Origin of the sequence: Pseudomonas tolaasii NCPPB 2192, from assembly GCF_002813445.1 — a bacterium.
GTDB lineage: Bacteria > Pseudomonadota > Gammaproteobacteria > Pseudomonadales > Pseudomonadaceae > Aquipseudomonas > Aquipseudomonas tolaasii.
The window spans coordinates 5,591,002-5,617,127 of sequence record NZ_PHHD01000001.1 but is presented as its reverse complement, the minus strand read 5'-3'; the positions used below and the strand labels follow the sequence as shown (position 1 = coordinate 5,617,127).

Genomic DNA, 26,126 nt, shown 5'->3' with positions numbered 1-26,126 from the left:
ATAGTGCACGATTCCTAATATAAGTTTCGCGGCTAAGTCTCTATATTTTGATTAAGGCCTCCCATGACGACCAGCCGCCAAATCCATTTATCGGCATTCCTGCTGAGCGGGCCCGTGGTGCATAGCCACGCGGTGTGGCGCCACCCTGAAACCGTGGGCAATTACCTCGACCCCGAGTACTACTCACGCATCGCCCGGGTGGTGGAGGAGGGGCTGTTCGATTTCCTGTTCTTCGCCGATCGCCTGGCGGTGGGCGACCAGATGGGCGGCTCCCGCGAGTTCGCGTTGCGCTACGGCGCTCAGGACGCCACGCGCCTTGACCCGTTGCCGATCCTCTCCTACCTGGTTGGCCAGACCCGCAAACTGGGCCTGGGCGCGACGCGCTCCACCACCTATTACGAGCCGGCGCATATCGCCCGCGAATTTGCCACCCTGGACCATCTGTCCAAAGGCCGCGCAGCGTGGAATATCGTCACCTCGATGAACGACAGTGAAGGGCGCCTGTTCGGCAAGGACAAGCACCTGGAGCATGATTTGCGCTATGACCGCGCCGATGAGTTTGTCGAAGTCGCGCTGAAACTCTGGAACAGTTGGGGCAAGGATGCGCTCAAGCTCGATCGCGAAAGCGGTGTGCTGGCGGACCCGGCGTTGATCCGCTCGGTGGAGCATCAGGGCGACTGGTTCAGGGTCGAAGGGCCGCTGAACATTCCACGCACGCCGCAGGGCAGGCCGGTGCTGATTCAGGCCGGGTCTTCCGGGCGCGGGCGGCGTTTTGGTGCGCGCTGGGCCGAAGCGATCTTTACCATCCACCCGCATTTGGCGGCGATGCATGCGTTTCGCGAGGATGTGCGGGCGCAAGTGGTGCAGCAGGGGCGGACGGCCGACAGTTGCAAGGTGCTGACGGCGGTGATGCCGTTTATTGGCGGCAGTGAGGCCGAGGCGCGCGCCAAGCGTGACCGGCACAACGCCCTGGCGCGCCCCGAGTTGGGGTTGGTGACGCTGGCGTCGCAGTTGAATGTGGACTTGTCGCCGTTTGCGTTGTCGGCGACTTTGGCCGAGGTCGCGCGGTCGCCGCGGGTTCATCCTGCTGCTGCAGAGAAACTGTTGATGCAGGGGGCGGATCTTACCCTTGAACAATTGGGCCGGATTTTTGCCAGCAGCGTGCGCGTGCCGCAACTGGTCGGGACCGGCGCACAGGTGGCGGAACAGTTGGCGGAGTTGTTCGAGAAAGGCGGGTGTGACGGGTTTGTGATTTCGCCGGGGTACCTGCCGGGGTCGTTTACGGAGTTTGTCGAAAGCGTGATTCCGCATCTGCAACGCAAGGGCTTGTTTCGCACGGCGTATGAAGGAGCGACGTTGCGTGAGCATTTGGGGTTGGAGGATTTGGCCTGAGTGGTGTGAAGCAAAAGCTCCCACAGAAAAGCCAAGCCAAACCCGGTCAAAACTGTGGGAGCGGGCTTGCCCGCGAATGCGGTCTGTCAGTGACACAGAGGCTGGCTGACACTGCGCTTTCGCAGGCAAGCCAGCTCCCACAGAAAAGCCAAGCCGAACCCGGTCAAAACTGTGGGAGCGGGCTTGCCCGCGAATGCGGTCTGTCAGTGACACAGAGGCTGGCTGACACTGCGCTTTCGCAGACAAGCCAGCTCCCACCGTCGGCCCATCACCCGGCCTGACATCCAAAAAAACTGAACCATTTCGCCCCCAAGCCTGTCCCCGCTTCCCATGTCACGCCCCTGCCGAAAAATCCCTTAGTTTTCCAACCCTGTCGGAAGCCTCTCCAGGCTTTCGGCTGCGTCCGCATTTTTCACCGGGCGCCAGCAAACCCCGATCCAAGCGGCAGCTGAAAACGGATTTTCTCCTCACCCGTGACATACCAGGCAGGTTACCCCCATGCAGTTCAGCGAATTATTGGCAGCGATTTCCACCCATGCGATCCGTCTGCAACTGGAAGAAGGCGACCTGATCATCCTTGGCGATGATGACGCGCTGGATGATGCACTGTGGGACCAACTGATCGCCCATAAACCCCGGCTGCTGGAGCTGGTGGCCGAGCATGGCGGTGACTGGCAGAGCCCGGCCTATCGCATCACCCCGGACATGCTGCCGCTGGTCAAACTCGACCAGCACGCCATCGACCGCATTGTCGCCGCCATCCCCGGCGGCGCGGCGAATGTGCAGGACATTTACCCGCTGGCGCCGCTGCAGGAAGGCATGCTCTACCACCACCTGTCCGCCGAGCAGGGTGACCCCTACAGGCTGCACGCGCAGTTTGTGTTCGACAGCCGTTCACGCCTCGACGCCTTTGCCGAGGCGCTGCAATGGGTGATTGACCGCCACGACATCCTGCGCACGTCCATGGCCTGGGAGCGCCTCGACGAGCCGCTGCAAGTGGTATGGCGCAAAGCAACCCTGGCCTGTGAAGAAGTGCAGTTAGACGGCGGCGATGTGCTCGCGCAATTGCTCGCCCGCTTTGACGCACGCACCTGCCGCATGGACCTTGGCCAGGCGCCGCTGCTGCGCCTGGTGTTCGCCAACGACCCGGCCCAGGGCCGCGTGGTGGCGATGCTGCTGTTCCACCACACCATCCTCGACCATACCGCGCTGGATGTGGTGCGCCATGAGATTCAGCTGTACCTGGCCGGGCAACAAGCCCAGGCCGGTGAGCCGGTCGCGTTTCGCAGTTACATCGCCCAGGTGCGTCACGGCGTCAGCGAGCAGGAACACGAAACCTTCTTCCGCGGCATGCTCGCGGATCTCGACGAGCCGACGTTGCCCTTCGGCCTGCAGGATGTGCAGGGCGATGGGCAGGGGATTGACGAGGTACGCCTCCCTGTCGACAGCGCGCTGAGCCGTCGCCTGCGCCACCTGGCGCGGCCGCTGGGCGTGAGTGTGGCGAGCATGATGCATGTGGGCCTGGCCCGTGTATTGGGCGTGGTGTCCGGCCGCAACGCGGTGGTGTTCGGCACCGTGATGCTGGGGCGCATGGGCGCGGGCGAAGGAGGTGAGCGGGCTCTGGGCATGTTCATCAACACCTTGCCGTTGCGGGTGGACGTGGGTGAGCAGAGCGTGCGCGCCGGGGTCAAGGCCGCCCATGAACGCCTCACCACCTTGCTCAACCACGAGCATGCATCGCTGGCACTGGCCCAGCGCTGCAGTGGCGTGGCCGCGCCGACGCCGCTGTTCAGCGCGATGCTCAACTACCGCCACAGTGCCGCCACGGATATGGATGCGGTCATTGACGTGGCCGAGGGCATCCAGGTGCTGGGCGCCGAGGAACGCACCAACTACCCGCTGACGGTCAACATCGATGACTTGGGCGAAGACTTCGCGCTGACCGTGATGGTCGACGCCTCCATCGGCGCGCAACGGGTCGCCGGTTACCTGCACACGGCGCTGGAAAGCCTGGCCGACGCGCTGGAGCAGCGACCGGATATGCCGCTCAGCGGCCTGAACATCCTGCCCGACACCGAACGCCATCACCTGCTGCACAGCCTCAACCACAGCCCCACGCACTACGACGACACCGCACTGATCCACCAGCAAGTCGAAGCCCACGCCGCCGCCCACCCCGATGCCATCGCCCTGCGCTTCGACAACCAGCGCCTGACCTACCGCCAACTCAACGAACGCGCCAACCAGGTTGCGCACCGCCTGCTCGCCCAGGGTGTACGCCCGGATGATCGCGTAGCGATCTGCGTCGAGCGTGGCCCGGAAATGATCATCGGCTTGCTCGGCATTCTCAAGGCCGGCGCGGGCTACGTGCCGATTGACCCGGCGTACCCGCTGGAACGCATCGCCTACACCCTCGGCGACAGCGAACCGTTGGCCGTGCTGGTGCAAGCCAACACCCGTCATCTGGTGGGCGACCGGGCGCACATTGACCTCAATGGCCTGCGCCAGGAATCCATCGTCAACCCGCGGTTGCACCTGAGCCCGGCGAACCTGGCCTATGTCATCTACACCTCCGGTTCCACCGGCCTGCCCAAGGGCGTGATGATCGAACACCGCCAGGTCGCCCGTTTGTTTACCGCCACCGAGCACTGGTTTGGTTTCAACAGCAACGACGTGTGGGCGTTGTTTCACTCGTTTGCGTTCGACTTCTCGGTGTGGGAAATCTGGGGTGCGCTGATGCACGGCGGTCAGCTATTGATCGTGCCGCAACTGGTCAGCCGCTCGCCCGAAGAGTGCTACACGCTGTTGTGCGAAGCCGGTGTGAGCATTCTCAACCAGACGCCCAGCGCCTTCCGCCAGTTGATCGCCGCCCAGGCCCAGAATGCGCAGGCGCATTCCCTGCGCCAGGTGATCTTCGGCGGCGAGGCGCTGGAGCCGGGCATGCTCAAACCGTGGTATGCCCGGACGATCAACGCCGGCACGCAACTGGTGAACATGTACGGCATCACCGAAACCACCGTCCACGTAACCTATCGCGCGCTGGAAGCGGCCGACGCGCAACTGGTGGGTGTGAGCCCCATTGGTGTGCGCATTCCCGACCTGCAACTCTACGTGCTGGACGAACACCGCGAGCCGCTGCCGTTGGGTGTGGTCGGCGAGTTGTACGTCGGCGGCGCCGGCGTGGCGCGCGGCTACCTGAACCGTGACGCGTTGAACGCCGAACGCTTCCTCGCCGACCCGGCCACCGGCCTGCGCATGTACAAGACCGGCGACCTGGGTCGCCTGCTGGCCGACGGCAGTGTCGAGTACCTGGGCCGCAACGACGACCAGGTGAAAATCCGCGGCTTCCGTATCGAACTGGGCGAAATCGAAGCACGCCTGGCCAGCGCCGACGGCGTGCGGGATGCGGTGGTCATCGCCCGCGAAGACCAGCCCGGCGACAAGCGCCTGGTGGCCTACGTGATTGGCGAGCGCGAGCTGGGCGCCGCCGCACTGCGCGACCACCTGTTACTGAGCCTGGCCGACTATATGGTGCCCAGCGCCTTCGTCATGCTGGATAAATTGCCCCTGACCACCAATGGCAAGCTCGACCGCAAGGCCTTGCCCGCGCCGGATGCCGACGCGCTGGTACGACGCGGCTACGAAGCGCCGCAAGGCGCGGTGGAAACCGCCATCGCCGGCCTCTGGCAAGACCTGCTCAAACTCGACCGGGTGGGCCGCGAGGATAACTTCTTCGAGCTGGGCGGCCACTCGCTGCTGGCGGTCAAGCTGATCGAACGCATGCGCCAGGTGGACCTCAGCGCCGATGTGCGCGTGCTGTTCGGCCAGCCCACGCTCGCCGCGCTGGCGGCGGCCGTAGGCGGGCAGCAAGAGGTGCAGGTTCCGCACAACCTCATCCAGCCCGACAGCCAAACCATCACGCCCGACATGCTGCCGCTGATCGAACTGGATCAGGCGGCCATCGACCACATCCTGCACACCGTGCCCGGCGGCATCGCCAATGTGCAGGACATCTACGGCCTGGCACCGTTGCAGGCGGGCATTCTCTATCACCACTTGGCCACCACCGAAGGCGACCCCTACGTGTTGCAGGTGCAGTTCAGCTTCGCCGACCAGGCAGCGGTGGACGCCTTTGTCCACGCGCTGCACAGCGTCATCGCGCGCAACGACATCCTGCGCACCGCCATCCTCTGGGAAGGCCTGGACGAGCCGGTGCAAGTAGTCCTGCGCCAGGCGCCGCTGGCGGTGGAGCGTATCGACACCCAGGGCAGCGATGCCCTGGCGCAGTTGCAACAACGCTTCGACCCACGCCACTACCGCCTCGACCTGTCCAACGCCTCGCTGATGCGCTTGGCCTACGCCGAGGAGCAGGGCCGCTACGTCGGCATCCTGCTGTTGCACCACATCCTGCTCGACCACACCGCGTTGCAAGTGCTGGTGGATGAAATGAGCGCGAGTCTTTCCGGCAACAGCGCGCAACTGCCCGAAGCGGTGCAGTACCGCAACTATGTGGCCCAGGCGCGCCTTGGGGTCACCCAGGCGCAGCACGAAACCTTCTTCAGCGAGATGCTGGGCGATATCAGCGAGCCAACCCTGGCCTTCGGCTTGCAGGACGTGAATGGCGACGGCAGCGGCATTGTCGAAGCGCACTTGCCGCTGGAACCCGCCCTCAGCCACGGCTTGCGCGAACAGGCGCGACAACTGGGAGTGAGCACCGCCAGCCTGGTGCACCTGGCCTGGGCGCAATTGCTGGGCCAAGTGTCCGGCCAGCAGGACGTGGTGTTCGGCACCGTGTTGCTCGGTCGCATGCAGGGCGGCGAAGGCGCCGACCGCGCGTTGGGCATGTTCATCAACACCTTGCCGCTGCGGGTCAGCCTCGGCACCACCGGCGTGCAGGCCGGGGTGCGCGCCACCCACGCACGGCTGGCGCAATTGCTCGGGCATGAACATGCCTCGCTGTCCCTGGCCCAGCGTTGCAGCGGTGTACCGGGTTCGCTGCCGCTGTTCAGCACGTTGCTCAACTACCGCCACAGCGCGCCGGGCGAAGCGCCGGGGGACAGCCCGTTTGCCGCGGCCGGCATCGAGATTCTCAGCTCCGAAGAACGCAGCAACTACCCGCTGGTGCTCAACGTCGATGACCTGGGCACAGGCTTTGCCCTGACTGTGCAAGGCGTGGCCGAATTGAATGTGAAGCGTGTGGGCAACTACATGCTCACCGCGCTGCGCCATCTGGTGACCGCGCTGCAACAGGCACCCACCACGCCGCTGCACTCGGTGTCGATCCTGCCGCCCGCCGAGCGTCACCAACTGCTGGTGGCGTTCAACGACACCGCCCGTGAATACCCGTCGCCGCTCACCGTGCATCAACTGTTTGAAGCCCAGGCGCTGGCGCGTCCCGAGGCGGTGGCGGCCGTGCATGGCCAGTTGTCGCTGAGTTACCGCGACCTCAACCGCCGTGCCAACCGCCTGGCCCACCACCTGATCAACCAGGGCGTACAACCGGGCGAAAGCGTGGTGATCGGCCTGCCGCGCTCCCTGGACCTGCTGGTGTGCCAACTGGCGATCCTCAAATGTGCGGCGGTCTACGTGCCCCTGGACGTCAACGCGCCGCTGGAGCGCCAGGCCTTCATGGTGCAGGACAGCGGCGCGCAGCGCGTGCTCAACACCCTGGCCGACCTGAACCTGGACGCCCTGTCGCCGCGCAACCCGGACCTGGCGCAATCCTCGGAAGACGTGGCGTACATCATGTACACCTCCGGTTCCACCGGCGCGCCCAAAGGCGTGCAAGTGCCGCACCGCGCTATCTCGAGGCTGGTGCTGAACAACGGCTATGCCGACTTCAATGAGCGTGACCGTGTGGCCTTCGCTTCCAACCCGGCCTTCGATGCCAGCACCCTCGACGTCTGGGCGCCGCTGCTCAATGGCGGCTGTGTGGTGGTGGTCGAGCACGCGGTGTTGCTGTCCCAGGCTGCGTTCGCCTCGCTGTTGCAGGAGCAGGCCGTCAGCGTGTTGTGGATGACCGCCGGGCTGTTCCACCAATACGCTGACGCGATGCTGCCGGTGTTCCGCCAGTTGCGTTACCTGATCGTCGGCGGCGATGTGCTCGACCCGCTGGTCATCAGCCGCGTACTCAAGCACGGCAAACCTCAACATCTGCTGAACGGCTACGGCCCGACCGAAGCCACGACCTTCTCGACTACTTTTGACATTACCACGGCGGGCGAGGGCGCCATTCCGATTGGCCGTCCCATCGGCAATGCCCAGGCCTACGTGCTCGATGCGCGTCAACAACCGGTGCCGCTGGAGGTGGTCGGTGAGCTGTACATCGGGGGCGCGGGTGTGGCCAAGGGGTATTTGAACCAGCCGCAGCTGACCGCCGAAAAATTCATCCCGAACCCGTTTGGTGACGGCTCGCTGTACCGCAGCGGCGACCTGGCCAGTTGGCAAGCCGACGGCACGCTGCTGTATCAGGGGCGTAATGACCTGCAGGTGAAAATCCGTGGTTTCCGTATCGAGCCGGGCGAAATCGAGACGTGCCTGGCGAGCGTCCCCGGCGTGAAAGACACCGTGGTGATGGCCCGCGAAGACGAACCGGGCGACAAGCGCCTGGTGGCCTACTACACGGCAGATGCCCCGCAGGACATCGAAGCCCTGCGCGCCCATCTGCAGGGCCGGTTGCCGGACTACATGGTGCCGTCGGCCTATGTGTGGCTGGAGCTGATGCCCCTGACCGCCAACGGCAAGCTCGACCGCAAGGGCCTGCCGGTGCCGGATCAGAACGCGCTGCTCAGCCGTGGTTACGAAGCGCCCGAGGGCGAGGTGGAAACCCTGCTGGCGCAGATCTGGCAGGACGTGCTCAAGCTTGAGCGCGTCGGCCGCCATGATCACTTCTTTGAGCTGGGCGGGCATTCGCTGCTGGCCGTCAGCCTGATCGAACGCATGCGCCAGGTCGGCCTCAGCGCCGACGTGCGCGTGCTGTTCAGCCAGCCAAGCCTGGCGGCGCTGGCCGCGGCGGTGGGCAGCGGTCGCGAGGTGGTGGTGCCGGCCAATGGCATTGCTGCGGGTTGCACGCTTATCACGCCGTCGATGCTGACCCTGGTGCAACTGGATCAAGCCGCCATCGAGCGCATCGTTGCCACGGTGCCGGGCGGTGCGGCCAATGTGCAGGACATCTACCCGCTGGCGCCCTTGCAGGAAGGTATTCTTTACCACCACATCAGCGCCGAGCAGGGCGACCCGTACTTGCTGCAATCGCGTATGGCTTTCGACAGCCTCGAACGTTTGCACGGCTTTACGGGCGCGTTGCAACAGGTGGTTGCACGCCATGACATTCTGCGTACCGGCGTGGTCTGGGAAGGCCTGGACAGCCCGGTGCAAGTGGTCTGGCGCGAGGCGCAACTGATGGTGCAGGAGGTCGCGCTGGAACCGGCCGACGGCGGCATCATCGAACAACTGCACGCGCGTTTCGACGCCCGCCATTACCGCCTCGACATCACTCAGGCACCGCTGCTGCGCATGGTGTACGCCCAGGATCCGGCGAACGACCGCGTCGCGGCGATCCTGCTGTTCCACCACCTGGCGCTGGACCATACCGCCATGGAAGTGGTCGGCCAGGAAATGCGCGCGTTCATGTTCAACCAGGGGCAGGGGCTGCCCGAAGCGGCGCCGTTCCGCAATTACGTGGCCCAGGCGCGACTGGGTGTCAGCGTGGCCGAGCATGAAGCGTTCTTCCGCGAGATGCTCGCAGAGGTGGATGAGCCGACCTTGCCGTTCGGCGTGCAGGATGTGCAGGGCGATGGCCGCGATATCGAAGAGGCCGAGCAGCACCTGGACGCGGCGCTGGCGCTGCGGGTGCGCGAGCAGGCGCGCCTGCTGGGAGTCAGCGCCGCGAGCCTGATGCACCTGGCATGGGCACAGGTAGTGGGGCTGGTATCCGGGCGTGACGATGTGGTGTTCGGCACCGTGCTGATGGGCCGCATGCAGGCTGGCGAGGGCGCCGACCGCGCGTTGGGCATGTTCATCAACACCTTGCCGCTGCGGGTGAACGTGGCCGCAAGCGCCAGCGTGGCGGTCAAGGCCACCCATGCACGCTTGAGCGCATTGCTCGGTCATGAGCACGCCTCTTTGGCGCTGGCCCAGCGTTGCAGCGGCGTGCCGACCTCGGTGCCGTTGTTCAGCGCCTTGCTCAATTACCGCCATAGCACGCCCGGCGAAATGGCCCGTGACGGCCATGGCATCTGGGAGGGCGTGCAACTGCTGGGCGGCGAAGAACGCAGCAACTACCCGCTGACCCTCAGTGTCGATGACCTGGGAACGGATTTCGGCCTGACCGTGCTGGCACTGCCCCATATCGGTGCGCGGCGCATTTGCACCTACATGCACAGTGCCGTCGAACAGCTGGTGGGCAGCCTCGAGAGCACGGCGAAAATCGCCCTCAACAGCCTGCCGATTCTGCCTGTCGCCGAGCGTGAAACCCTGCTGCGTGACTTCAACGCAACCGCCGCCGATTTCCCGGTCGGCCAGACCCTGCACGGTGCCTTTGAAGTCCAGGCCGAACGCCAGCCCCATGGCATTGCTGTGCAGCAAGGCGACGAAGCGCTGACTTATCAGCAACTCAATCAGCGCGCCAACCGCCTGGCCCATCACCTGCTGACACTGGGCGTGCAGCCGGACGACCGCGTCGCCCTGTGCTGCCGTCGCGGCCCGCAGATGCTGGTGGGGCTACTGGGCATTCTCAAGGCGGGCGCCGGTTATGTGCCGGTTGACCCGTTGTATCCCGCCGAGCGCATCGCCTACCTGCTGGAGGACAGCGCGCCGGTGGCCGTGGTCGCCGAAGCGAGCACCCGGGACCTGCTGGGCGGCGTCGCCAGTGTCGATCTGTTCGACCCGGCCTTGCAGCACCAGCCCGTCAGCAACCCGCACCTGGCCCAGTTGACCCCGGCGCATCTGGCCTACGTGATCTACACCTCCGGCTCCACCGGCCAGCCCAAGGGCGTGATGGTGGAACACCGCACCGTGGAAAACCTCGTGCACTGGCACTGCGAAGCCTTTGGCCTGGATGCACGCAGTCACACCGGCAGCGTCGCCGGTTTCGGTTTTGACGCCATGGCCTGGGAGGTCTGGCCGGCGCTCTGTGTGGGTGCAACCCTGCATTTGCCGCCGGCAGAGGTGGGCAATGAGAACATTGATGAATTGCTCGCCTGGTGGCTGGCGCAGCCGCTGGACGTGAGCTTTTTGCCAACGCCGGTGGCCGAGTACGCGTTCAGCCAGAACCTGACACACCCCAGCCTGCGCATCCTGTTGATCGGCGGCGATCGTCTGCGCCAGTTCACTCAGGAACGGCGCTTTGCGGTGATCAACAACTACGGCCCCACCGAGGCCACGGTGGTCGCCACCTCGGGCCGCGTGCGCGCCGGGCAGGTGCTGCATATCGGTCGCCCAGTGGCAAATGCCAGCGTCTACTTGCTGGATGAGCAATTGCGTCCGGTGCCGGTGGGCGTGGCCGGTGAACTCTATGTCGGCGGTAAAGGCGTGGCGCGGGGGTATTTGAACCGGGCCGAGATGACCGCCGAACGCTTCCTGCAAGACCCGTTCAACCCGGGGCGCATGTACCGCACCGGCGACCTGGCGCGCTGGCTGCCCGACGGCAATATCGAATACCTGGGGCGCAACGATGACCAGGTCAAAGTGCGTGGCGTACGGGTGGAATTGGGTGAAATCGAAAGCCGCCTGGCTGCGCTGGAAGGCGTCGGTGAAGCCGTGGTGCTGGTGCGCGAAGGTCGCCTGATCGCCTGGTTCACCGAGCGTTACCCGCTGGCGATAGAAACCCTGCGCGCGCAATTGCAGGAACAACTACCCGAGGCGCTGGTGCCCGTGGCTTATGTGCGGCTCGACTCGCTGCCGCTGACCGCCAACGGCAAGCTGGACCGCAAGGCCCTGCCCGAGCCGGATCAGACCGCGCTGCTCAGCCGCGACTATGAAGCGCCGCAAGGTGAAGTCGAAACCACCCTGGCGGGCCTCTGGGCCGAGGTGTTGCAGGTTGGGCAAGTGGGCCGTCATGACCATTTCTTCGAACTCGGCGGCCACTCGTTGCTGGCGGTCAGCCTGATCGAGCGCATGCGCCAGGTGGGCCTCAGCGCCGACGTGCGCGTGCTGTTCAGCCAGCCGACCCTGGCCGCACTGGCGGCTGCCGTGGGCAGTGGCCTGGACGTGCAGGTGCCGGCCAATGGCATCGCCACCGACTGCCAGCGCATCACCCCGGACATGCTCACGCTGGTGACTCTGGACCAGTCGACCATCGACCAGGTGGTGGCCGGTGTACCCGGCGGCGCGGCCAACGTACAAGACATCTACCCGCTGGCGCCGTTGCAGGAGGGCATTCTCTACCACTACCTCACCGCCGAGCATGGCGACCCGTACCTGCTGCAATCGCACCTGGCGTTTGACAATGTCGAGCGCCTGCACGCCTTCGCCCAGGCGCTGCAACAGGTGATCGACCGCCACGACATCCTGCGCACCGGCGTGGTCTGGGAAGGCCTGGCCCAGCCGCTGCAAGTGGTGTGGCGCAAGGCCGAGCTGGCGGTGCAGGAGGTGCAACTTGACGGTGAGGTGATCGAGCAATTGCACCAGCGCTTCGACCCGCGTCACTTCCGCGTGTCGATGGCCGAGGCGCCGCTGGTGCGTCTGGTGTATGCCCGTGACCCGGCGCGTCAGCGCGTGGTGGCCATTCTGTTGTTCCACCACATTGTCCTGGACCACACCGCGCTCGACGGCGTGCGCCATGAAATGCAGGCCAGCCTGCTCGGCCAGCCGCAGCCCGCCGGTGAGGCCACGCCTTATCGCAACTACGTGGCCCAGGCTCGCCTGGGCGTCAGCGAAGAGGCCCACGAGGCGTTCTTCCGTGACCTGCTCGGGGATATCAGCGAGCCGACCCTGCCCTTCGGTTTGCAGGATGTGCGCGGCGACGGCAGCGCCATCGAGGAGGCTCAGCAGCACTTGGAGCCGGCCCTCAATCAGCGCCTGCGCGCCCAGGCGCGACTGCTTGGCGTGAGCGCCGCGAGCCTGTTTCACCTGGCGTGGGCGCGGGTACTGGCGGGCACTGCCGGCCAGGAAAGCGTGGTGTTCGGCACCGTGCTGCTGGGCCGCATGCAGGGTGGCAAAGGCAGCGACCGTGCGCTGGGCATGTTCATCAATACCTTGCCGTTGCGGGTGGATATCGACGCGACCCATGTGCGCACTGCCGTCAAGCACACCCATAAGCGCCTGACTGCGTTGCTCGGTCACGAGCATGCGTCCCTGGCGCTGGCCCAGCGTTGCAGCGGCGTCGCCGCACCGCAGCCGTTGTTCAGTGCGATGCTCAACTATCGCCACAGTGACAGCCGGCAGGCGCCGGTGTCCGAGGCGTGGCAAGGCATCCAGACCCTGGCCAGCGAGGAGCGCACCAACTATCCGCTGACGCTGAACGTCGACGATCAGGGCGACGGTTTCTGCCTCACCGCCATGACCCCGGCCCGAATCGGTGCGCAACGGGTGTGTGGCTTCATGCAGGTGACCCTGCTGGGGCTGGTGGAGGCGCTGGAGCAGGCACCGCAATTGCCGGTCAATCGCCTGCCGGTGCTGGAGGCACAGGAGCGCAAGCGGTTGCTGGTGGACTTCAACGCCACCGACGTCGCCTATAACCTCGACCAGACGCTGCACGGTCTGTTTGAGGCGCAAGTACTGCGCACCCCGGATGCGCTGGCGGTGAAAGCCGCTGACAGGCACCTGACCTACGCCGAGCTCAACGAACGCGCCAACCGCCTGGCCCACCACCTGCGTGCGCTTGGCGTACAGCCGGATGCCCGGGTGGGGATCTGCGTCGAACGCGGCCTGGACATGGTGATCGGCCTGTTCGCCATCCTCAAGGCCGGCGGTGGTTATGTGCCGCTGGACCCGGCGTATCCGCAGGAACGCATCGCCTACATGCTGCAGGACAGCGCCCCGGTGGTCGTCCTGGCCCAGGGCGCCACCCGCGCCTTGCTCGGTGATGTGCCGGTGCTCGACCTTGATGACAACACCTGGCAGCACCAGCCGGCGAGTAACCCGCAGGTGCCGGGGCTCACGGCGCAGCACCAGGCTTACGTGATCTATACCTCCGGCTCCACCGGCCAGCCCAAGGGCGTGATCAACGAGCATGCCGGCGTGGTCAACCGCCTGCTGTGGATGCAGGACGCCTACGGCCTCAAGGCCCATGATGCGGTGCTGCAGAAAACCCCGTTCAGCTTCGACGTGTCGGTGTGGGAATTCTTCTGGCCGCTGTTCACCGGCGCACGCCTGGTGATGGCGCGCCCCGGCGGCCACAAAGACCCGGCGTACCTGTGCGACGTGATCGCCGCCGAGCACATCACCACGCTGCACTTTGTGCCGTCCATGCTTGATGTGTTCCTCGCCCACGGCGATGTCAGCCAGGCCAACGGGCTGGTGCGAGTGATGTGCAGCGGCGAAGCCCTGCCGGGCGCGCTGGTGCGACGCTTCAAGCAGCAACTGCCGGCTATCGGTCTGTACAACCTGTATGGCCCGACCGAGGCGGCGGTGGACGTGACCGCGTGGAACTGCGCACGCCCTGATGTGCCGGACAACACCCCAATCGGCAAACCCATTGCCAACACCCGCATGTACCTGCTCGACGCGCAGTTGCAGCCGGTGCCGCTGGGCGTGGTCGGCGAGCTGTTTATTGGCGGGGTGCAAGTGGCACGCGGCTATTTGAACCGCCCGGACCTGACCGCCGAGCGCTTCCTCCAGGACCCGTTCACCGACGGTCGCCTGTACCGCACCGGCGACATCGGGCGCTACTTGCCCGACGGCAATATCGAGTACCTGGGGCGCAACGATGACCAGGTGAAGATCCGCGGCCTGCGTATCGAGCTGGGGGAAATTCAGGCGCGTTTGCTGGAGCATCCTCAGGTCAGCGAAGCCGCCGTGGTCGCCCGTGAGGAACGGCTGGTCGCCTATTACACCGGCGAGCGCAGTGCGGACCTGCGCGAGCACCTGTTGCAGCACTTGCCGGAATTCATGGTGCCTGCACTGTTCGTGCACCTCGACGTGCTGCCGCTGAGCCCCAACGGCAAGCTTGACCGCAAGGCGCTGCCTGAACCGGGTGCCGCCGTGCTGGCCTTGCGTGAGTACGAGGCGCCGCAGGGTGAGACCGAAATCCTGCTGGCGCGGCTATGGGCCGAGCTGCTCAAGGTCGAGCGGGTAGGGCGTCATGACAATTTCTTTGAACTGGGCGGGCACTCGTTGCTGGCCGTGAGCTTGATCGGGCGCTTGCGCCAGGAAGGCATGGAAGCCGACGTGCGGGCGCTGTTCGAACAGCCGACCCTGGCCGGCTACGCCGCAATTACCGAACGAATGGAGATCGTCCTGTGAGCATCCTCGAACTGCTGGCGAAGCTGAAAAACATGGACGTGCAACTGGCGCTCAAGGGGGAGCAACTGGCGGCGCAAGGCAACAAGCAGGCCTTGAGCGACCCCGCGATTCTCGCGGCATTGCGCGAGCACAAACCGGCGCTGATCGAGCTGATCAAGGCCGGAGAATACTCGGCGACCAAGGCGGGCGCAGTCGACGTGCCGGCCAATGCCATTCCGGCCGGTGCCGAGCGCATCACGCCAGCGATGCTGACCCTGTCGGATCTGAGCCAGGACGAGATCGAGCGGATTGTCGCCAGCGTCGAAGGCGGCGTAGCGAACATCCAGGACATCTACCCGCTGGCGCCGTTGCAGGAAGGCATTCTGTTTCACCACGTCAGCGCCGAGCATGGCGACCCTTATGTGATGCAGTCGCAGTTCGCCTTCGACAGCCTTGAGCGTTTCGAGGCGTTTGCCCAGGCGCTGCAGGGCGTGATCGAACGCCATGACATCCTGCGCACCGGCGTGGTCTGGGACGGCTTGCAGCAGCCGTCCCAAGTGGTATGGCGCAACGCGCGTCTGCCGGTGCTGGCGGTTGACCTCGACCCGGCGCATGGCGACATCGCCGCCCAGCTCCACGAGCGTTTCGACGCCCGGCATTTTCGCCTCGACGTGACCCAGGCGCCGCTGCTGCGCCTGGCCTGGGCGCGGGACCCGGCGCACGGGCGTATCGTCGCCATGTTGCTGTTCCATCACATGGCCCTCGACCACAGCGCCCTGGAAGTGGTGCGCCATGAACTGCAGGCGTTTCTGCAGGGCAACGCCGCGCAATTGGGGCACGCGGTGCCGTTTCGCAACTACGTGGCCCAGGCGCGCCTGGGTGTGACCGAACAACAGCACGAAGCGTTTTTCCAGCAGATGCTCGGCGACGTGGTGGAGCCGACCTTGCCGTTTGGTTTGCAGGATGTGCAGGGGGACGGGCGCCATATCACCGAGCTGGACTGGCCGCTGGCTGAGAGCCTCAACGCGCGTCTGCGTGCTCAAGCCCGCCAGTTGGGTGTGAGCGTCGCCAGCCTGTTCCACTTCGGCTGGGCCCAGGTGTTGAGCGTGCTCGCCGGCAAATCCCAAGTGGTGTTCGGCACCGTGTTGATGGGCCGCATGCAGGGCGGGCATGACACCGACCGCGCCCTGGGGATTTTTATCAATACGCTGCCGTTTCGGGTGGACGTGGGCAGCGAAGACTTGCGCACCGGCATCAAGGCCACCCATGTGCGACTCACCCACTTGTTGCGCCATGAAAACGCACCGCTGGCGTTGGCGCAGCGCTGCAGCGGCGTGGTGGCGCCCACGCCGCTGTTCAGCGCCTTGCTCAACTACCGGCACAGCGGCGCGGACACCGGCAGCGAAGCGGCGGCGGCCTGGCACGGCATCGAAACCCTGCGCTCGGATGAACGCACCAACTACCCGCTGACCCTCAGCGTCGATGACCTCGGCGAAGGCTTTATCCTGCGCTTGCTCGCCACCACTCAAGTGGACCCGCAGCGCGTCTGCGCCTACCTGCAGACCGCACTGGAGAACCTGGTGGACGCGCTGGAGCAGGCACCCGCCACCGCGCTGACGCAGGTACCGGTGCTGCCTGCCGCCGAGCGGCACTTGCTGCTGGAACAGTTCAACGCCACGGCAGTGGAGTTTCCCCAGGGCACCACGTTGCACGGTCGCATCGAGGCCCAGGCGGCCCTGACGCCGACGGCCATCGCCGCCGTGTATCACGGCCGCCAGCTGACCTACGCCGAGCTGAACGCGCAAGCCAACCTGCTGGCCCATCACCTGCTGGCGCTGGGGGTCAAACCCGACGACCGCGTGGCCGTCGTTGCGCGGCGTGGCCTGGACACGCTGGCCGGGTTGCTGGCGATCCTCAAGGCCGGTGCCTGCTACGTACCGGTGGACCCATCCCACCCGGCTGAGCGCCTGAACTACCTGCTGACCGACAGCGCACCAGTGGCGGTGCTGACCCAGCAGGCCTTGCAGGACCGACTGCCGGCTCTGGACGTGCCGGTCATCACGCTTGACCGTTTTACCTGGCAGCACCATTCGGCAAGCAACCCCACGGTGGCGGTCACGCCGTCGAACCTCGCCTATGTGATCTACACCTCCGGTTCCACCGGCCTGCCCAAAGGCGTGATGGTGGAGCACCACACCGTGGCCAACCTGGTGGACTGGCATTGCAACGCCTTCGACCTGCGCGCCGGGCGCCACACGGCCAGCGTCGCCGGTTTCGGTTTTGACGCCATGGCCTGGGAAGTCTGGCCGGCGCTGTGTGTCGGCGCGACCCTGCATCTGCCGCCCGCCAATGACGGCGCCGAAGACATCGACGCGCTGCTCGCCTGGTGGTGCGCACAGCCGCTGGATGTGAGCTTCTTGCCGACCCCGGTGGCCGAGTACGCCTTCAGCCAGCAGATCGAACACCCGACCCTGCGCACCCTGCTGATCGGCGGCGACCGCCTGCGCCACTTCGCACGGGCCCAGCGCTTTGAGTTGATCAACAACTATGGACCCACCGAAGCTACGGTGGTCGCCACCTCCGGCAAGGTCGAAGCGGGCCAGCCGCTGCATATCGGCAAACCGGTGGCCAATGCCACGGTGTACCTGCTCGATGAACAACAACGCCCGGTGCCGCTGGGCGTGGCAGGGGAGTTGTACGTGGGCGGCAAGGGCGTGGCGCGCGGTTACCTGAACCGCCCGGAACTCACGGCCGAACGCTTCCTGCACGACCCGTTCAACGGCGGGCGCATGTACCGCACCGGCGACCTGGCGCGCTGGCTGCCGGATGGCAACATTGAGTACCTGGGGCGCAATGACGACCAGGTGAAAATCCGCGGCGTGCGCATCGAGCTGGGCGAAATCGAAAACCGGCTCAACGATGTGCCGGGCATTCAGGAAGTGGTGGTGCTGGTTCGCGAAGAGCGGCTGGTGGCGTACTTCACCGAAAACCCGCAACTGGATGCGCTGACCGTCGGAGACATCCGCGCCCATCTGGTGGCGCACTTGCCGGAGTACATGGTGCCGGTGGCCTACGTAAAGCTCGACGCGTTGCCGTTGACCGCCAATGGCAAGCTCGACCGCAAGGCTCTGCCGGCGCCCGACATGGCCGCCGTGTTTACCCGCGAATATGCGGCGCCACAGGGCGAGATCGAAACGGTATTGGCGCAGATCTGGGCCGAGGTGCTGCAGGTCGAGCGAGTGGGGCGTCAGGACCATTTCTTCGAATTGGGCGGGCATTCGCTGTTGGCCATGCGCATGGTGTCGCAGGTGCGCCAGCGGCTGGGCGTGGAATTGTTGCTCGGCGATCTGTTTGCCAATCCGGAACTGGCCGCCGTCGCGCAAGTGCTGGCCCAGGCCGGACGCAGCAGCGTGCCGGACATTTTGCCGGCCAACCGCGACGAAGACGTGCCGCTGTCGTTCGCCCAGCAACGCCTGTGGTTTCTGACCCTGATGGAAGGCGCCAACACCGCCTACAACATTCCCATCGGCCTGCGTTTGCGTGGGCAGATGCATGTGGAGGCTTTGCAACGGGCGCTGGCGCGCATTGTGGCGCGGCATGAAACCCTGCGCAGCCGCTTTGCCCAGCAGGGCGATGAAGCCCAGGTGCTGATTGTGCCTGCCGAAGACGTGCTGCCCCTGCAAGTGCAGGACTTGCGTCGCCACCCACAACCCCAGCAGGCGCTGGATGCGTTGATTCACGGGGAAGCGTCGGCGCCGTTTGACCTGGAGCGCGGCCCGCTGCTGCGCGGGCGTCTGGTGGTGATGGCCGACGATCACCATGTGCTGTTGTTAACCCTGCACCATATCGTCTCCGACGGCTGGTCCATGGGCGTGCTGACCCGCGAACTGATGGCGCTGTACCAGGCCTTCAGCCACGGCCAGCCGGACCCGTTGCCGCCGTTGCCGATCCAGTACGGCGACTTTGCCGTATGGCAGCGCCTGTGGTTGAGCGGTGAGGTGCTGCAACGGCAAAGCCGCTTTTGGCAACAGGCCCTGGCCGGTGCGCCGGCCTTGCTGACCTTGCCCACCGACCGCCCGCGCCCGGCGCAGCAGGACTACGCCGGCAGCAGTGTGGAGGTGCGCCTGGATGAACGCCTCACGGCCGGGCTCAAGGCCTTGAGCCAACGCCACGGCACCACTTTGTACGTGACTTTGATGACCGCCTGGGCATCGTTGCTGGCGCGGCTTTCCGGGCAGCAGGATGTGGTGATCGGTTCGCCGGTGGCCAACCGTACCCGAGGTGAGGTGGAAGGGCTGATCGGCCTGTTCGTCAACACCCTGGCGGTGCGCATCGACACCTCGGGCGAGCTGAGCACCGAGGCTTTGCTGGCGCGGGTCAAGGCCCTGACGCTGGCAGCGCAGGCTCATCAGGACCTGCCGTTCGAACAAGTGGTGGAAATCACCCGGCCCGTGCGCAGCCTGGCCCACAGCCCGGTGTTCCAGACTTTGCTGACCTGGCAGGACAGCAGCGCGCCGACCCTGGCCCTGGGCGATTTGGCACTGGAAGGCATTGTGGAAAACAGCCACTTCGCCAAGTTTGACCTGTCGCTGGATTTGGGCGAAGTGCAAGGCAGCATTCTCGGCGCGCTGGAATATGCGGTGGCGCTGTTCGACGAGTCGACGGTGCAGCGCTATGCCGGCTATTTCACTCGCGTGTTGCAGGCGATGGTCGATAACGATCAGGCCGTGCTGGAACATGCGCCGCTGGTGAATGCGCGCGAGCGTCAGCACTTGCTGTTCGACTTCAACGCCACGCAGGTCAATTACAACCTCGACCAGACCTTGCACGGCCTGTTCGAGGATCAGGTGTTGCGCACGCCCCAGGCGGTCGCGGTGAAGGCGGGTGAGTTGCAACTGACCTACGCCGAGCTCAATGCTCGCGCCAACCGCCTCGCCCACCACCTGTTGGAGCTGGGTGTGCAACCCGATTCGCGCGTGGGGATCTGCGTGGACCGAGGCCTGGACATGGTCATCGGCCTGTACGCGATCCTCAAGGCCGGCGCCGCCTATGTGCCGTTGGACCCGGCATACCCGCTGGAGCGCATCGCCTACATGCTCGAAGACAGCGCGCCGCGCGTGGTGCTGGCCCAAGGCAGCACCCTCGGCTTGCTGGGCGAGGTGCCGGTGGTCGATCTGGACGCTGCAACCTGGCAGCACCAGCCCGCCGACAACCCCGCTGTACGCGGCACGAGCGCCTATGTGATCTACACCTCGGGCTCCACCGGCCAGCCCAAGGGCGTGATCAACGACCATGCGGGCGTGGTCAACCGGTTGCTGTGGATGCAGGATGAATACGGCCTCACGGCCGACGACACCGTACTGCAGAAAACCCCGTTCAGTTTTGATGTGTCGGTGTGGGAGTTCTTCTGGCCGCTGTTCACCGGCGCACGTCTGGTGATGGCCCGCCCGGGCGGGCACAAAGACCCGGCCTACCTGTGCGAAGTGATCGAGGCCGAGCGCGTGACCACGTTGCACTTTGTGCCCTCGATGCTGGATGTGTTCCTCGCCCACGGCGACATCAGCCAGGCAGCCGGCCTGGTGCGGGTGATGTGCAGCGGCGAAGCCTTGCCGGGCAGCCTGGTACGGCGCTTCAAACAACAATTGCCAGGCAGTGAACTGCACAACCTCTACGGCCCGACCGAGGCGGCCGTGGACGTCACCGCGTGGAACTGCGCAGGCCCGGTAACGCCGGACAACACGCCGATCGGCAAGCCCATCGCCAACACGCGCATGTACCTGCTCGACGCCCAGTTGCAGCCGGTGCCGCTGGGTGTGGTTGGCGAGCTGTTTATTGGCGGCGTGCAGGTAGCCCGGGGTTACCTGAACAAGCCCGAGCTGACGGCCGAGCGTTTCATCGACGACCCGTTCACCGAAGGCCGCATGTACCGCACCGGCGACGTGGGGCGCTACCTGGCGGACGGCAATATCGAGTACCTGGGGCGCAACGATGACCAGGTGAAAATCCGTGGTTTGCGCATTGAGCTGGGCGAGATCCAGGCGCGCTTGACCGAGTACCCGGCGGTCAATGAAGCGGCGGTGATCGCCCGCGACAACCGCCTGCTGGCCTATTACACCGGCGCCTTCACCGAGATCGACACGCTGCGCGCCCATCTGCTGCAACAGCTGCCGGAGTTCATGGTTCCCGCGATCTTCGTCCATCTCGACGCGCTGCCGCTGAGCCCCAACGGCAAGCTCGACCGCAAGGCGTTGCCCGCGCCGGGCGCCGACTCGGTGGTGGTGCGCGAATACGAAGCGCCCCAGGGGGACACGGAAATCAGCCTGGCCAGCCTGTGGGCCGAGCTGCTGGGTGTGGAGCGCGTGGGCCGTCATGACAACTTCTTCGAACTGGGCGGGCACTCGTTGCTGGCGGTCAGCCTGATGGGGCGCATGCGCCGCCTGGGGTTGTCGGCGGACGTGAAAGTGCTGTTCGGCCAGCCGACCCTGGCCGGGCTGGCCGCGGCACTGGGCGGCGGCCGCGAAGTGGCGGTGCCGGCGAACGGCATCGCGGCGGATTGCGCGTACATCACGCCAGACATGCTGCCGCTGATCGGGCTCGACCAGCCCGCCATCGACCGTATCGTCGCCAGCATCCCCGGCGGCGCAGCGAATGTGCAGGACATCTACCCACTGGCACCGTTGCAGGCCGGCATGCTTTATCAGCATCGCGCCGTGCAGGGTGACGATGCCTATGTGTTGCAGGCGCAGTTTGCCTTCGACAGCCTGCCGCGCATGGACGCCTTCGCCGCTGCCTTGCAGGCGGTGATCCGGCGTCACGATATTTTGCGCTCGTCGTTCCATTGGGACGGCCTGGAAGAACCGGTGCAAGTGGTCTGGCGGCAGGTCTCGCTGCGCGTTGAAAGCGGCCCGTTGCCCCGGCGTCTGGACCTTGGCCAGGCGCCGCTGATACGCCTGGTCTACACCCAGGAGCCGCAACGCGTGGTCGCCACTTTGCTGTTCCATCACCTGGTGATGGACCATATCGCCCTGGACATTTTGCAGCACGATTTGCAGGCCCATTTGCTGGGCAGCGAAGCCACACTGGGCGCGCCAGTGCCCTATCGCAACTATGTGGCCCAGACTCGCCTGGGCGTTGAGGATCACGCGGCGTTCTTCCGCGAAATGCTCGCCGACATCGATGAGCCGACCGAGTTGGAACTGCTGGGCGCGGTTGAAACCGTGCAGGCTGCGGTCGACCCGCAACTGAGCCAGCGCCTGCGAGCCCAGGCCCGGCTGTGCGGCGTGAGTGCCGCCAGCGTGATGCACCTGGCGGCGGCCCATGTGCTGGGCAAGGTCAGCGGGCGTGAACAGGTGGTGTTCGGCACCGTGATGCTCGGCCGCTTGCAAGGCGGCGAGGGCGCCGAGCGCGCGATGGGGGTGTTCATCAACACCTTGCCGCTGCGCGTCGACCTCGGTACACACCCGGTGCGCACCGCGCTGCGTGCCACGCACGCACGCCTGACCCAACTGCTCAGCCATGAGCATGCGCCGTTGGCATTGGCCCAGCGTTGCAGCGCGGTGCCGGTGAATACGCCGCTGTTCAGCGTGTTGTTCAACTATCGCCACAGCGCGCCGCAGGCCGGGGATGTGACCCAGGCGTGGCAAGGCATTGAGTTGCTCAAGGCCGAGGAACACACCAACTACGGGTTGTCGTTGAGCGTGGATGACCTGGGTGACGGGTTCAGCCTCAAGGCCATGGGGCAGGGCGCCCGGCGCGTGTGCGACTACCTGAACATCGCGCTGGAGCAGGTGGTGCAGGCGCTGGAACACGGCAGTGATACCGCCATCAGCCGCTTGCCGATCCTGCCCGCCACCGAGCTGCAGCAGCTGGCGGATTTCAATGCGACCACCCGCGTATTCCCGCGTGAGCACACCGTGCAGCGTCTGTTCGAAGCCCAGGCCCAGGCGCGACCCGAAGCACTGGTCGCGCTGCACGGTGAGGAAGCCGTGAGCTACGGCGAGTTGAACACCCGCGCCAACCGCCTTGCCCATCATTTGCTGGGCCTGGGCGTGCAGCCGGGCGATACGCTGGCGATCCTGCTGCCGCGCTCCCTTGATCTGTTGATCAGCCAGTTGGCGGTGCTCAAATGCGCCGCCGCGTATGTGCCGCTGGACATCAACGCACCCGCCGAACGCCAGGGTTTTATGGTGCAGGACAGTGGTGCGCAGTGGTTGCTGACCCGCAGTGAAGCGACCGTCGCCTACGCGGTGGGTCGCCTGGACCTCGACACCTTGGCCATCGACCCGCAACCGAGCCACAACCCCGACCTGTCGCAATCGTCGGACAGCGTGGCGTACATCATGTACACCTCCGGCTCCACCGGTACACCGAAGGGCGTGCGGGTGCCGCATCGCGGCATCACGCGGTTGGTGCTCAATAATGGTTATGCCGACTTCAATGCCAGCGACCGCGTGGCCTTCGCCTCCAACCCGGCGTTCGACGCCAGCACCATGGACGTGTGGGGCGCGCTGCTCAACGGCGGCCAGGTGCACGTGATCGACCATGGCACTTTGCTCGATCCGGCAGCCTTCGGCGCTGCCTTGAAGGGCGCGACGGTGCTGTTCGTTACCACTGCGCTGTTCAACCAGTACGTGCAGATGATCCCGGAAGCACTGGCGGGTCTGCGCATTCTGCTGTGCGGTGGCGAGCGTGCCGACCCGGCGGCCTTCCGCAGCCTGCTGGCACGTGCGCCGGGCGTGCGTCTGGTGCATTGCTACGGGCCGACGGAAACCACCACCTACGCCACCACTTACGAGGTGCGCGCGGTTGCCGACAGCGCCGACAGCGTGCCGATCGGGCGGCCGATTTCCAACACGCAGATTCATCTGCTGGACGCGCAGTTGCAGCCGGTGCCGCTGGGCGTGACGGGCGAAATCTGCATCGGCGGCGATGGCGTGGCCAAGGGGTACCTGAACCGCCCGGACCTGACGGCCGAGAAATTCGTGGCCGACCCGTTCAACCCGGGCCACCTGATGTATCGCACCGGCGACCTCGGACGCTGGACGGAGGAGGGTCTGCTGGAGTGCATCGGGCGTAACGACGATCAAGTGAAAATTCGCGGTTTCCGCATTGAACTGGGTGAGATCCAAGCGCGCCTGGCGACCTTCAACGGTATTCAGGACGTGGTGGTGCTGGCCCGTGAGGACGTGCCCGGCGACAAGCGCCTGGTGGCGTATTTCACCTGGGCAGGTGAGCCGGTCGCTATCGACAGCGTGCGCGCCCATCTGCAGGGGCAGTTGCCGGAATACATGTTGCCCTCGGCTTATGTGCCGCTGGCGCAGTTGCCGTTGACCGCCAATGGCAAGGTCGACCGCAAAGCCCTGCCTGTGCCTGCGCAGGACGCCTTGCACAGCCGTGACTTTGAAGCGCCGGCGGATGCCTTGGAACACACCCTGGCGGAGCTGTGGGCTGACGTGTTGAAGCTGGAAACCGTGGGGCGCCATGACAGTTTCTTTGAGCTGGGCGGGCATTCGTTGCTGGCGATCCGGCTGGTCAACCTGATGGAAGAGGCGCAGTTGCAGGTGTCTCTGGCCGAGCTGTTCCAGCACGCGAGCGTCGCCTCGGTGGCGGCCATGTTGCGCCAGCGTACGGACGAGCCGGTGCGTGACAGTGCGGTGATCACTGTGCGCAGTAGCGGCTCGCAGGCGCCGCTGTTTCTGGTCCACGAATTCAGCGGCATGGACGTGTATTTCCCGGCGTTGGGACAACACCTGCCGGGCGACTATCCCATCTACGGCTTGCCGGGGGCGGCGCTTGGCGAGGTGCACCTGAGCAGCATGGAGGGCCTGGCGGCGCGCCTGGTCGGCTTGATTCGTGGCGTGCAACCCCATGGGCCTTATCGCGTGGCGGGTTGGTCGTTTGGCGGTGTGCTGGCGTATGAGGTTGCCATGCAATTGCTGGGGCTGGATGAACCGGTGGAATTTCTGGGCTTGATCGACAGCTATGTGCCGCGCATGACCGACCAGGGCAAGGCGCGCTGGACCGGGCCGGACGCGCTCAAGCGGCACCTGTTGCTGCAGTGCTCGGCCTATTGGAAAACACAGGGAGGTGTACATGAGCTGGCGAGCCTTGAAAGGCTGGACGCGGGCATTGGACAACTGGACTTTGCGAGCCTGCTGCAATGCTGTCGCGATGAAGGTTTGCTTTACGCGCAAATGGCAGAAGCGACGGACGCCGACCTCTTGAATTTTATCCAGCGGGAAGTGGGGCATGGGCATGCGCTGGCGCATTACAGCCTGTTCCCGCTCCCGGTTCCGGTGCAGTTGTTCAGCGCGCAGGAGCGCCCGACCGAGCTGTCGCGACGCAGTGAAACTTTGGGTTGGGGCGACGTGCTGGCGCCAGGGCAACTGCGCCAGGTGCAGGTGCCGGGGGATCATCAGAGCATGATGCAGGCGCCACACATTCAGGCCTTGGGCCGGGCGATGACTGCGGTTTTGGCCGGTGCCGAGCCGGTTGCCGAGGCGGCCCATCAACCGTTGCTGCGCATTCAGAGCGGACGCGCCGGGTATGCGCCGGTGTTTTGCGTGCCGGGGGCGGGCGACAGCGTGACCGGCTTTGTAGGTTTGAGCGAGGCGCTTGGGCGTGACTGGCCATTGTTCGGGCTGCAACCGCGCGGGCTGGATGGCGAGGCGGTGCCTCACAGCCAGGTGGATGCGGCGGCCCGCTGTTATCTGGCGGCGCTGGCGCAGGAGTGTCCGCAGGGGCCGGTGCATCTGGTCGGGCATTCGTTTGGTGGCTGGGTCGCCCTGGAAATGGCGCTGCGCTTGCAGGCTGCCGGGCGCGAGGTGGCCTCGCTGACGGTGATTGACAGTGAAGCACCGGGCTTTGTGGGGCGACCTTACACGACCACTGCGGCGCTGGTGCGGTTGGTCGAGTCGATGCAGCTGTCGGCCGGCAAATCCCTGGGCATTGATCTGGCGGCGTTTGCCGGTTGGGATGAAGTCGCGCAGCGGCGGGCCTTGCATGCCGGCATGGTCGGCGTTGGTTTGCTGCCGGCGCGCGCAGCGGTGGATGCGATGGACGGACCGTCACGCACTTATGCGGCGGCGCTGCGTACGGTTTACCGCCCGGCCCGGCGGTTTGACGGGGTGGTGCGGCTGGTGTTGGCACAGGACCCCGCGCTGGATGCGGCAGGCAATCAGCGCGAGCAGGGGGCGATGGTTGAGGGGTGGGGCAAGCAGGGACGTTCGCTTCAGGTTTGGTATGGCCAGGGAAATCACTTCACGTTGCTGAAGGCGCCGAATGTTCAGGGGTTGGCGGGGTGGTGGTTGGAACGGGTTGCCGTTGGGGAGGTGGTTTCGTGATGTTCTCGG

General features: G+C 65.6%; 3 protein-coding genes. All 3 read left to right on the top strand.

From position 1 onward, the window contains the following. Positions 1-63: 63 nt before the first annotated feature. The 3 genes from ATI14_RS25510 (at position 64) to ATI14_RS25500 (ending at position 26,117) form a co-directional block, all read left to right on the top strand. Complete coding sequence (locus tag ATI14_RS25510; protein ID WP_016969834.1) at positions 64-1,392, top strand: LLM class flavin-dependent oxidoreductase; 1,329 nt, start codon at positions 64-66, stop codon at positions 1,390-1,392. Between the two features lie 498 nt (positions 1,393-1,890). Beyond that, complete coding sequence (locus tag ATI14_RS25505; protein WP_080520084.1) at positions 1,891-14,796, top strand: non-ribosomal peptide synthetase; 12,906 nt, start codon at positions 1,891-1,893, stop codon at positions 14,794-14,796. After that, entirely contained in the window at positions 14,793-26,117 is an 11,325-nt protein-coding gene (locus tag ATI14_RS25500) for a non-ribosomal peptide synthetase (RefSeq protein WP_080520085.1), read from the top strand. The genes ATI14_RS25505 and ATI14_RS25500 overlap by 4 nt, the downstream gene beginning before the upstream one ends. The last annotated feature ends 9 nt before the right edge of the window (positions 26,118-26,126 follow it).